The sequence below is a fragment of the Kitasatospora sp. NPDC001527 genome (assembly GCF_040298605.1).
GTDB lineage: Bacteria > Actinomycetota > Actinomycetes > Streptomycetales > Streptomycetaceae > Kitasatospora.
Genome location: NZ_JBEPAM010000043.1, coordinates 24,920 through 35,904 on the forward strand (window position 1 = coordinate 24,920; position 10,985 = coordinate 35,904).

9 protein-coding genes and 2 tRNA genes are annotated in these 10,985 nt (G+C 75.7%); 4 read left to right on the forward strand and 7 right to left on the reverse strand.

What is annotated here, in order from left to right; translation table 11 throughout:
* Positions 1-45: 45 nt before the first annotated feature.
* Positions 46-1,257 (reverse strand): sensor histidine kinase, encoded by a 1,212-nt coding sequence (locus tag ABT238_RS29845; protein WP_350800886.1) that lies wholly within the window; start codon positions 1,255-1,257, stop codon positions 46-48.
* 134 nt (positions 1,258-1,391) lie between these two features.
* On the opposite strand from ABT238_RS29845, the gene ABT238_RS29850 reads away from it, so the two are divergent.
* Positions 1,392-2,048 carry a DUF2306 domain-containing protein gene (locus ABT238_RS29850; protein ID WP_350800895.1) on the forward strand — a complete coding sequence of 219 codons (657 nt, stop codon included), beginning with the start codon at positions 1,392-1,394 and terminating at the stop codon, positions 2,046-2,048.
* 42 nt (positions 2,049-2,090) lie between these two features.
* On the forward strand, positions 2,091-3,026 hold the full coding sequence (hemC, locus tag ABT238_RS29855; RefSeq protein ID WP_350570257.1) for a hydroxymethylbilane synthase: 936 nt from the start codon (positions 2,091-2,093) through the stop codon (positions 3,024-3,026).
* An 84-nt stretch (positions 3,027-3,110) separates the two neighbouring features.
* On the opposite strand, the gene ABT238_RS29860 is transcribed toward hemC, so the two are convergent.
* Both ABT238_RS29860 and ABT238_RS29865 read right to left on the reverse strand, forming a co-directional pair.
* A tRNA-Lys gene (locus tag ABT238_RS29860) sits at positions 3,111-3,184 on the reverse strand.
* A 78-nt stretch (positions 3,185-3,262) separates the two neighbouring features.
* Positions 3,263-4,171 carry an NADP-dependent oxidoreductase gene (locus tag ABT238_RS29865; protein WP_350570255.1) on the reverse strand — a complete coding sequence of 303 codons (909 nt, stop codon included), beginning with the start codon at positions 4,169-4,171 and terminating at the stop codon, positions 3,263-3,265.
* 190 nt (positions 4,172-4,361) lie between these two features.
* Between ABT238_RS29865 and ABT238_RS29870 the strand changes: the two genes are divergently transcribed.
* Together ABT238_RS29870 and pgi are read left to right on the forward strand one after the other, a co-directional pair.
* The gene (locus ABT238_RS29870) at positions 4,362-5,945 is read left to right on the forward strand and encodes a Na+/H+ antiporter (RefSeq protein ID WP_350570253.1); all 1,584 of its coding nucleotides are present in this window, start codon (positions 4,362-4,364) and stop codon (positions 5,943-5,945) included.
* A gap of 285 nt (positions 5,946-6,230) precedes the next feature.
* Entirely contained in the window at positions 6,231-7,892 is a 1,662-nt protein-coding gene (pgi, locus tag ABT238_RS29875) for a glucose-6-phosphate isomerase (protein WP_350800922.1), read from the forward strand.
* A gap of 153 nt (positions 7,893-8,045) precedes the next feature.
* Here the strand turns inward: pgi and ABT238_RS29880 are convergent.
* The 4 genes from ABT238_RS29880 to ABT238_RS29895 form a co-directional block, all read right to left on the reverse strand.
* Positions 8,046-8,119 (reverse strand) — tRNA-Lys (locus tag ABT238_RS29880).
* A gap of 89 nt (positions 8,120-8,208) precedes the next feature.
* Positions 8,209-8,736 carry a bifunctional DNA primase/polymerase gene (locus ABT238_RS29885; protein WP_350570249.1) on the reverse strand — a complete coding sequence of 176 codons (528 nt, stop codon included), beginning with the start codon at positions 8,734-8,736 and terminating at the stop codon, positions 8,209-8,211.
* Positions 8,737-8,918: 182 nt separating this feature from the next.
* Positions 8,919-9,326, reverse strand: coding sequence for a DUF8844 domain-containing protein (locus ABT238_RS29890; protein WP_350570247.1), 408 nt, complete (start codon positions 9,324-9,326; stop codon positions 8,919-8,921).
* A gap of 284 nt (positions 9,327-9,610) precedes the next feature.
* On the reverse strand, positions 9,611-10,981 hold the full coding sequence (locus ABT238_RS29895) for an AAA family ATPase (RefSeq protein ID WP_350570246.1): 1,371 nt from the start codon (positions 10,979-10,981) through the stop codon (positions 9,611-9,613).
* Positions 10,982-10,985 lie beyond the last annotated feature (4 nt).

A 10,985-nucleotide genomic window follows, 5' to 3' on the forward strand; every position in this document is an offset into this window, starting at 1 on the left:
GTTCCCGCCCGGCCGGCCCCCCTGCCGCCGGCCCCTGCCCGGCCGTCACGGGACCGGCAGCTCGGCGCGCAGCCGGAACCCGCCCGGCTCGCCCGGCCCGTGCTCCACCCGGCCGCCGAGGACCGAGACCCGCTCGGCCACGCCCAGCAGCCCGCGCCCGGCCGCGTACCCGGCCGGCACCCCCCGCCCGTCGTCGCAGACCTCGACGGCCAGCCGGCCGGCGGAGCACCGGACGGTGACCGCGACGGTCCCGGCGCCCGCGTGCTTGACGGTGTTGGTGAGCGCCTCCTGGACGATCCGGTACGCCGACACGTCCAGGCTGCGCGGCACCCGGCGGGCGGCGGGGTCGATCCGCATCCGCACCCGCAGCCCGGTCCGGCCCAGCCGCTCGGCCAGCCGCTCCAGGTCGGCGATCCCGGGCTGCGGCGCCGCGCCCTCGGCGTCCCCGTCGCCCGCGCCGCGCCGCAGCAGGCCGAGCACCCGGTCCAGGTCGTCGAGCGCCTCCCGCCCGGTGTGCTCCATCCCGTGCAGCAGCTCCCGGGTGCGCTCCGGTTCGCGGTCGAGCAGCCGGCGCGCGGCCCCGGCCTGGACCAGCACCACGTTCAGGGTGTGGCCCACGGAGTCGTGCAGCTCCCGGGCGAGCCGGGCCCGCTCCTCGGCGACCACCTCCCGGCGCAGCAGCAGCCGGGCGGCCTCGCGCTGCTCGGCCCGCCGGGCCGACCCGTAGCCGACCGCCCAGCCGAGCAGCCAGAGGAACAGCACCCCGGCCGGGATGACGGGGTAGGCCCGGCCGAGGTCGGCGAAGTACGCGGCCATCCCGAGCAGCGCGGCGAACGGGCCGAACCAGGCGCGGCGCCGGGGCGCGTACAGGCCGAGCGAGTAGAGGCCGACGAGGTCGGCGTACGGGGAGACCGGGCTCGGCAGCACGAACAGCGCCTCCGCCGAGAGCGCGGCCGCCCCGACCAGGTACCCGGCCAGCGGCCTGGTCCGGCGCACCGCCAGCGGTCCGGCCACCGCCGCGCTCAGCGCGAGGGCGAGCGGCAGGCCGCCGTGCAGCCGGCCGGCCGAGCCGATCCGCTCGACGGCCATGACCAGCAGGAAGGCACCGGCCAGCGCGACGTCCCAGCGCTCGGCCGGGACCGTCCGGAGCGCGGGCAGCGACGGACCGGCGAGCGCGGTCGCCCGGGCGGGCGGCGGAGGAGTCATGGCGGCTCCGGGGTCGGGGGCGGTGGCCGCCACGCGGTGGTGCGGGCGCACGGGCCGTACGGTAGCGGCGGCCCCTCGGCCCGCGCATCGCCCTGGTGGGGTATTCCGGACCCCCTGCGGGGGCAGGCCGCGGGACCCCGCCGGGCGGACGCGGGCGGGCCACCGCGGTCCGTAGCGTCCGGGCCATGAACGCTCCCGATCCCCGCACCGCACCGCGCCCCGGCCGGGCCCGCCGGGCGGGCTGGTGGACGGTCACCGTCCTCGCCCTCGCCACCGCCCTGCTCACCGCCCGCTACCTGACCCTCGACCCGGAGGTCTTCCTCGACCGGCAGCGCGCCGTCTACCTGGCCCACCGCGTGCCGCTCGCCCTGCACGTCGGCGGCGGGGTGCTGGCGATCCTGCTGGGCACCTGGCAGTTCCTGCCCCGGCTGCGCGCCCGCCGCCCGGCCCTGCACCGGCTGACCGGCCGGCTCTACCTGCTCGCCGTACTGGCCACCGGCACCGGTGGCCTGCTGCTGGCACCCCACGGGCTGGTCGGCCCCATCGCGCCGATCGGCTTCACCGCGCTCGCCGTCCTGCTGCTGCTCTCCTCGGCGCTGGCCTGGAGATCCGCCCGGCGCCGCGACCTGGTCCGCCACCGGGCCTGGGCCACCCGCTCGTACGCGCTGATCCTCGCCGCCGCCACGCTGCGGATCTGGCTGCCGGTGATGGACCTCGCGGGCGTCCCGTTCGACCAGGCCTACGCGGCCGTGGGCTGGACCTGCTGGCTGATCAACCTGGTAGTGGCCGAGCACCTGATCGGCCGCTTCCCGCGCCCCGCCGCCGCGCCGCCGGCCGGGTGACCCGGGACCGTCCGCGCTGTCATGACACCCTATCATCCGGCCATGACCACCGCAGAGTTGATCCGCATCGTCTCCCGCTCCTCGCCGATGGCGCTCGCCCAGGTCGAGCGGGTCAGGGCCGAGCTCGCCGCCCTGCATCCGGGGGTGCGCACCGAGGTGGTGCCGGTGACCACCTCGGGCGACCGCTGGATGGGCGACCTCGCCCGGCTCGGCGGCAAGGGCGCGTTCACCAAGGAGGTGGACGCCGCGCTGCTGGCCGGCGAGGCGGACCTCGCCGTCCACTGCCTCAAGGACGTGCCCGCCGACCGCCCGCTGCCGGCCGGCACCGTGTTCGCCGGCTACCTGCGCCGCGACGACATCCGCGACGCGCTCGTCCACCCCGGCGGCCTGACCCTGGACGAGCTGGCGCCCGGCACCCGGATCGGCACCTCCTCGGTCCGCCGCCGGGCCCAGCTCGCCGCCTCCCACCCGCACCTGGAGTGCGTGCCGATGCGCGGCAACGCCAACAGCCGGCTGGCCAAGCTCGCGGCGGGGGAGGCGGACGCGCTGCTGCTCGCGCTGTCCGGGCTGGAGCGGATCGGCGAGGCCGCGCGGATCGGCGAGGTGCTGTCGCCGGACGTGATGTGCCCGCCGATCGGCGCCGGGATCCTCGCCCTGCAGTGCCGGGCCGAGGACACCGCCACCATCGACGCGGTCACCGGCCTCGGCGACCAGCCGACCTGGCGCGAGGCGAGCGCCGAGCGGATGTTCCTGCACGTGCTCCAGGGCCACTGCAACTCGCCGATCGCCGGCTACGCCCGGGCCGAGGCGGACGGCCGCCTCTCGCTGCGCGGCCGGGTCTTCACCCCGGACGGCAAGCAGGTCCTGGACGCCCACGAGTGGGCCGGCTCGCTGACCCCGGAGGACCTCGGCACCGCGACCGCCCTCGCCCTCAAGCGGCAGGGCGCCTCCGAGCTGATCGCCGCCATCCCGCACTGAGGCACCGGGGCCGGGGGCGGGTGCTCCCGGCCCCGGAAACGCCGGAAGGCCCCTCGCTCTCACGAGGGGCCTTCCGGCTGTCTGTGCGCCGCCAGGGACTCGAACCCCGGACCCGCTGATTAAGAGTCAGCTGCTCTAACCAACTGAGCTAGCGGCGCCTGCTGACGAGGAAGACCTTACCTGGTCAGCGGCCGAAACACACAATCGGCCCGGAGTCCCGCCCCCGGCGGGACCGCTCAGGGGGTGAGCACGACCTTCCCCCGGACGTGCCCGGTGCCGACCAGCCGGTGGGCGTCGGCGACCCGCTCCAGCGGGAAGGTGTCGGCGATCTCCAGCCGCAGCCGGCCCGCCTCCCAGAGGCCGACCAGCTCGGCCAGCCGCGCCGCCGTCCGCTGCCCCCGGATCCCGAGCACGCCCAGGCGACGGGCCACCGGGTAGTCGACCACGGTGCCGATCCGGTCCCGGTCGGCGACCAGCTCGACGGAGGCCTCCAGCGCCCCGCGCCCGGCCGCGTCGAAGGCCGCGTCCACGCCCTGCGGGGCCGCCGCCCGGACCCGCTCGACCAGCCCCTCGCCGTACGTGACCGGGACGGCGCCCAGCTCCCGCAGGTAGGCGTGGTTGCGCTCGCCCGCGGTGCCGACCACCCGCGCGCCCCAGGCCCGGGCCAGCTGGACGGCGACCGTGCCGACCCCGCCGGCGGCGCCGTGCACGAGCACGGTGTCGCCCTCGCCGACCTTCAGCTCGGTCAGCGCGAGGTGCGCGGTCTGACCGGAGGCGGACAGCGCGCCCGCGTGCTCCCACGGCATCCCGGCCGGCTTGCGCACCAGCTGGGCGGCGTCGGCCGCGACCAGCTCGGCGGCGCAGCCGAGCAGCCGGAAGCCCAGCACCTCGTCCCCGACCGCCCAGCCGTCGACGCCGGGCCCGAGCCGGTCGACGACCCCGGCGAACTCGTTGCCGGGGGTCAGCCCGGGGACGAGCTCGATGCCGGCCGGGGCCTGGCCCTCCCGGATCGCGAGGTCCACCGGCTGCACCCCGGCGGCGTAGACCCGGACCCGCACCTGTCCCGGGCCGGGGACGGGGTCGGGCACCGCGGTCACCCGCAGTGCCTCGGGGCCGCCGAACCTGGGGACGGTCACTGCCTTCATCGCGGGCACTCCTGTCGGGTCCTGTCGGGCGAGTTCCCCTGATCCTGCGAGGTGAAGCGCGCTTGAGGTCAACCCCTTCCCGGCGTGTCGCCCCAGTTGAGATCATTGTCGGATTTATCCTCGACGGCGGCCCGGGCCATGTCCGGAGCCGCACACCCCCGCCCCCGCCCGCCACCGAGAGGACGTCCCCGTGGGCCAGCTGCCCCTGCTCTTCCTGGTGCTGCTCGCCTCCGTGGTGACCATGCCGCTGGCCCGCCGCTCCGGCGTGCCCCAACCGGTGCTGATGACCCTGCTGGGCATCGCCATGGCACTGATCCCGCAGATCCCCGACATCGCCATCGAACCCGAGCTGATCCTGCCGCTGGTCCTGCCGCCGCTGATCTTCGCCGTCGCCCGGCGCTCCTCGGTCCGCTACTTCAAGGCGAACATCCGCTCCATCCTGCTGCTCGCCGTCGCCCTGGTCGTGGTCACCACCGCCGTCGTGGCCGGCACCGTGCACTGGCTGCTGCCCGGACTGCCGATCGCCGCCGCCATCGCGCTCGGCGCCCTGGTCTCCCCGCCCGACCCGGTGGCCGCCGTCGCCGTGGCCGGCAGCGTCGGCCTGCCCCGCCGCCTGGTCTCCATCCTGGAGAGCGAGGGCCTGTTCAACGACGTCACCGCGATCGTCGTCTACTCGCTGGCCATCGACGCGGTGGTCGGCGGCCACTTCTCCGGCGGCGGGGCCGTGCTGCGCTTCGTCCTGTCGGCGGTCCTCGCGGTCGTCATCGGCGTCGCCCTCGGCTGGGCCAACACCAAGCTCGCCGCGCTGCTGGAGGACCCCACCCAGCAGGTCGCGCTCAACCTGCTGGTGCCCTTCGCCGCCTACAGCCTGGCCGAGGAGGTGCACGGCTCCGGCGTGCTGGCCGTCGTCGTCTGCGGCCTCTACCTCGCCGAACGGGCCGCCGACGCGGACGCCGTCGCCTACCGGCTGGTCGGCAACGCCTTCTGGGAGATCGTCGAGATCCTCATCACCGGCGTCGCCTTCGGCCTGATCGGCCTGGAACTCGCGACCGTCCTCAAGGAGGCCGGCTCCGGCTGGACCGGCATGCTCGGCGACGCCGCCGTGGTGATCGCGGTGGTCGTGGTGGTCCGGCTGCTCTGGCTGCTCCCGGCCGGCTGGCTCTCCCAGAAGCTGCGCTCCGGCTCCGAGGAGGACACCCCGATCAGCTGGCAGGAGAGCGTGCTGCTCTGGTGGTCCGGGATGCGCGGCGTGGCCACCGTCGCGCTGGCCCTGGCCATCCCGCTCACCCTGGACACCGGCGAGGCCTTCCCGGAACGCGGCCGGCTGGTCTTCATCGCGTTCAGCGTGGTGCTCTTCACCCTGCTGGTCCAGGGCCTCACCCTGCCCTGGCTGGCCAAGCGGTTCGAGCTCGACCTCGACCACGACCGGCACGAGCAGCAGGTCCGCCAGCTCTGGTGGCGGGCCGCCAAGGCCGGCCTGCGCAGGCTCGGCGAGCTGGAGGAGGCCGACCGGCTGCCCGCCGAGGTCGCCGACCGCCTGCGGGACCGTCAGCACGACCGGCTGGCCCGGCTCTGCCCGGAGAACTACGCCGAGGAGGAGGCCACCGAGGCCAAGCAGCGGCTCGCCCAGTGGCGCGCGGCGCACAGCGTCGAGCAGGAGATGATCGCGGCCTCCCGGCGCGAGATGCTGACCGCCCGCGCCGAGCCCGGCGCCGACCCGGAACTCGTCGACCAGGTGCTGCGCGGACTCGACCTGCGCTCCGAACGGCGCTGAGGGCCGGGCGGGGCTGACGGCGCGTCCGTCCGGGTGGCGGTGCGGCGGGTCGGGCGGCCGGTCCGTGACGGCCGGACGGACGCCCCGCGACGCCCGTCCGAACGGCGGGAATCCCGACGGATCGTCGGCGAACGGAATGTGCGCCCGGGGTCCCGGCGTTGCATAGGCTGGCCCCGGGCAAGGCCGTCAACGGAGTCGGCGCACCCCCAGTACCCGCACGACCTCGCGAAACCCTCCCGCCTGGCCCTGCCGGTATCTGCACCCAGATGAAACGAGGAGCCACCGATGTCGGAGACCCGCGCCGACGCCCGTACCCCGCTGGACCGCACCCCGCAGTGGGCCGCCCTCGCCAAGCACCGGGAGGAGTTCGGCGACACGCACCTGCGCGAGCTGTTCGCCGCCGACCCGGAGCGCGGCCGCCGCTACACCCTCCAGGTCGGCGACCTGCACGTCGACTACGCCAAGCAGCTCGTCACCGACGAGACCCTGGCGCTGCTGCGCGAGCTGGCCGAGGCCACCGGCGTCGCCGCCCTGCGGGACGCCATGTTCCGCGGCGAGAGGATCAACACCACCGAGAACCGGGCCGTCCTGCACACCGCGCTGCGCGCCCCGCGCGGCGCCGTGGTCGAGGTCGACGGCGAGAACGTCGTCCCGGCCGTGCACGCCGTGCTCGACAAGATGGCCGCCTTCGCCGGGCAGGTCCGCGGCGGCGAGTGGCGCGGCCACACCGGCAAGCGGATCCGCACCGTCGTCAACATCGGCATCGGCGGCTCCGACCTCGGCCCCGCGATGGCCTACGAGGTGCTGCGCTCCTACACCCAGCGGGGCCTCGACGTCCGCTTCGTCTCCAACGTGGACGGAGCCGACCTGCACGAGGCGGTCCGCGACCTGGACGCCGCCGAGACGCTGTTCATCGTCGCCTCGAAGACCTTCACCACCATCGAGACCATCACCAACGCGGTCTCCGCCCGGAACTGGCTGCTCACCGAGCTGCGCGCGGACACCGACGCGGTCGCCAAGCACTTCGTCGCGCTCTCCACCAACGCCGAGGGCGTCGCCGACTTCGGCATCGACACCGCCAACATGTTCGAGTTCTGGGACTGGGTGGGCGGCCGCTACTCCTACGACTCGGCGATCGGCCTCTCGCTGATGATCGCCATCGGCCCGGACGCCTTCCGCGAGATGCTGGACGGCTTCCACCTGGTCGACGAGCACTTCCGCACCGCCCCGCCGGAGGAGAACGTCCCGCTGCTGCTCGGCCTGCTCGGGGTCTGGTACGGCGCGTTCTTCGACGCCCAGGCGCACGCCGTGCTGCCGTACTCGCACTACCTGTCGAAGTTCACCGCCTACCTCCAGCAGCTGGACATGGAGTCCAACGGCAAGTCGGTGGACCGCGACGGCCGCCCGGTGAGCTGGCAGACCGGCCCGGTGGTCTGGGGCACCCCCGGCACCAACGGCCAGCACGCCTACTACCAGCTGCTGCACCAGGGCACCAAGCTCATCCCGGCGGACTTCATCGGCTTCGCCCGGCCGGTCGCCGACCTGCTGCCCGGCCTGGTCGCCCAGCACGACCTGCTGCTCGCCAACTTCTTCGCCCAGACCCAGGCGCTGGCCTTCGGGAAGACGCCGGAGGAGGTCGCCGCCGAGGGCGTGCCGGCCGAGCTGGTCCCGCACAAGACCTTCCGGGGCAACCACCCGACCACCACCGTGCTGGCCGCCGAGCTGACCCCCTCGGTGCTCGGCCAGCTGGTCGCCCTCTACGAGCACAAGGTGTTCGTCCAGGGCGCGATCTGGAACATCGACTCCTTCGACCAGTGGGGCGTCGAGCTGGGCAAGGTGCTCGCCAAGCGGATCGAGCCGGTGCTGCTGACCGGTGAGGGCACGGAGGGGCTGGACAGCTCCACCGCCGCGCTGGTCGCCCGCTACCGCGAGCTGCGCGGCCGCTGACCCGGCCGGGGCCGGTGCACGGGCCGTCCGCTCCGGCGGGCGGCCCCGCCGGCCCCGCGGGTCCCGCCCGATGCTCCCGGCTGCTCCCGGTCCGGCCGTGGCCGGAAACGCCGGAAGGCCCCTCGCTCTCACGAGGGGCCTTCCGGCTGTCTGTGCGCCGCCAGGGACTCGAACCCCGGACCCGCTGATTAAGAGTCAGCTGCTCTAACCAACTGAGCTAGCGGCGCCTGCTGACAGAGAAGACTTTAGCAGCGGGGCGCGGTCCGGCCAAAATCGAATACCCGCACCTCCCGGGCCCGCCGCCGGCCCGGGCCGCTCAGAGCGCCTCGACCGGCTCACGGGCCGCCCGGACGCAGGCCCACAGCACGACGGAGGCCCCCGGCAGCCACGGCTCCCGGCTCTCCGGGGCGACGATCCACCGCCCCGGGCCGTGCCCCGGCGCGTCCGGGCCGCCCGCCGTGCGCTGCACCGGCGGCACCGTCACCGTGTCGCCCTTGCCGTGGCAGAGCAGCGGCGGCACGTCCCGGGCCCACTCCTCCCAGGCCAGCAGCCGGCGCAGCCGGGGCGCCGCGCCCGGCTGGACGAACAGCAGCGTCCGCCCCCGGACGACCGCCACCGGCCCGCAGCCGGGCCCGGAGGCCCACAGCTCGTCCAGTACCCGGCGGCCGAACAGCGCCGGCATGCTGATCACGTCGAAGGCCCGGCCGCACGGCAGCACCGAGGGTGCCCACGGGCGGGACTCCCACAGGGCGCGCATGCTGCGCGGGTACTCGCTGGCGGAGGCGAGCCAGGCCTCCCCGGCCACGGTCACGTACTCCACCGACTGATAGGTCCAGATGTCCACGCACAGGAGGGTGGGGCATCCGGAGGGTGTCCGGGAGGGAAAGCGCGGTTCGCCGGACAGCGGGACGCGCGGGGGCGTACCCTTCCGCTTCCCCCGGCATATGCCAGAGGCGAGGAGCCGGGCCGGGCCGCGAGCGGGCCGTTCCCGGCGGGCCGGTCCCGGCGACCGCCTCTGGGAACGGATCAGTCCTCGTGCCGCCGGGGGCGCAGCAGGGTGCGCCCGTACTCGATCATCTTGGCGGCGTAGTCCGGCGTCCAGTCCGCCCGGCCCGCGATCTCGGCCTCGGACAGCGCGTCGAACCGGCGCGGATCCGCCAGCTGCGCGGCCGCGACCGCCTGGAAGTCGGTGGCCCGCTCGGCGGCGGCCCGGAAGGCCAGCGCCAGCTCCGTGGAGCGGCGCAGCAGCTCGGCCGGGTCGTCGATCGACTCCAGGTCGAAGAAGCGCTCCGGCTCCGGTTCGTCGGCCTGCGGCTCGAACAGCAGCTGCGCCGGGCGCTGCCGCCGGCCGGGCGCCGCACCGGTGCCCGTGCCGGGACCGGCCGCCGCGGCGGGGCCGCTCGGGTCGGACGCCTGCGCATGGGAGTCGGGCATGGACGGACACCTCCGGGTGCTCGATGGGGGCGGGCGGCGGCTGCTCGGGTCGGGCGCCGCCCGGTCGTGGCCGCCGTCCATTGTCGCGCGGCGGCGGCCGGTAACGGAACGGTGCGCATCCGGGTGCTATTCCCACCCGGCGTGCCGGGGGCGTGTGTGCGCCGGTCCGGCCTTCCACGCGCCGGTTCGGTCCGCCCCGCGCCCCATGCCCCACGCCCCGCGCCTCGTGCCCCGTGCGGCCCGTGTGTCCGCCGCGTGTCCGCGCCGCCCCCGGACGGGGGCCGTCAGAGCCGGCCCAGCCGCACCCGGTGCTCGGACAGATGGTGCAGCACCCGGTGGTTGGCCTCCCAGCCGTCGGGGAACGCCACCGGAACGTTCAACTGCACCGGTTCGGTGGCCGGATGCTCGTCCAGCAGCTCCGCGATCCCCGCCCGGGCCACCACGATGCAGGCGTGCCGGTGCCGGGAGGCCAGCACGCAGAGCCGACCGGTCTCCAGGTGGAACGCGGTGGCGTCCGGCCGCCCCGACAGCGGGTGCAGCACCACCGTGACGTCGTACTCGCGCCCCTGCAGCCGGTTCGCGGTGTCCACGGTCACCGCGGGACCGGCCGTCGGGTCCACCGGCACCCCCACCCGGACGAGCGCGGCCCGCACCGCCGCCGCCTGGTCCCGGTGCGCCGTGCCGACCGCCACCCGGTCCGCCGTGAGCGGGGCGGACCCCTGCTCGGATCGCGCCGTCAGCCCGCGGTCCAGCAGCCGGCGCACGGTGGCCGCGACGGCCGCCACCGCCTGCGGGTCGGTGCGCACGGTGTGCCGGGCCGGCAGCTCCAGCAGCGCCCAGCCGTGCTCGGCGGCCCGGTCGATCGCCGCGTCCAGCGCCGAGCCGTCCGGGCGCACCGAGGCGGTCAGCGAGCGGTCCCCGGGGCCGGTGCCCGAACGGAACGGCGTGAACGGGTAGAACGCGCCGGAGATCAGCGGCGCCGCGCTGGCCGGCAGCCGCCAGGACACCGGCAGCCGGTGCGGCTCGATCTGCGGGTTGTGCGCCAGCAGGGTGACCACCGCGCTGCTCGACGGGTCGTACGACAGGCCCGCCCACTGCTCGGTGCCGACCACGGTGAACGGGTCCAGCTGGCCCGGGTCGCCGACGAACAGGGCCCGCTCGAACAGCCGGGCCACCGCCAGCAGCGCGTCCGAGCGCATCTGGTACGCCTCGTCCACGATCGCGTGCCGCCACGGCTGCTCGGCCCGCACCCACTGCCACTTCGCCGAGGTGGAGATCACCACGTCCAGCTCGGCCAGCTCGGCGACCTTGTCCGAGGGCGTGACGTTGGCGTGCCGCAGCACCTCCGGTCCCGGGCGGGCGTCGGCGGCGTGCAGCCGGCCGATCGTCAGATCCGGTGCCTTCACGGCCAGTCGGTCGACCAGGTCGTCCACCTGGCCATTGGTCTGGGCGACGATCATCAGCCGCTCGCCGGCCGCGACCAGCTCCCGGGCGGCGCGCACCACCAGGGTCGACTTGCCGGCGCCGGGCGGGGAGTCCACCACCACGCCGCGCGGCGCGCCGGCGGCCGGGCGGACGGTCGCCTCCAGGATCCGTGCCACCGCCGCGTCGGCGGCCGCGCCGGGGGTCTGGCCGGCGCCCTGCTCGGTGCTCATCGGG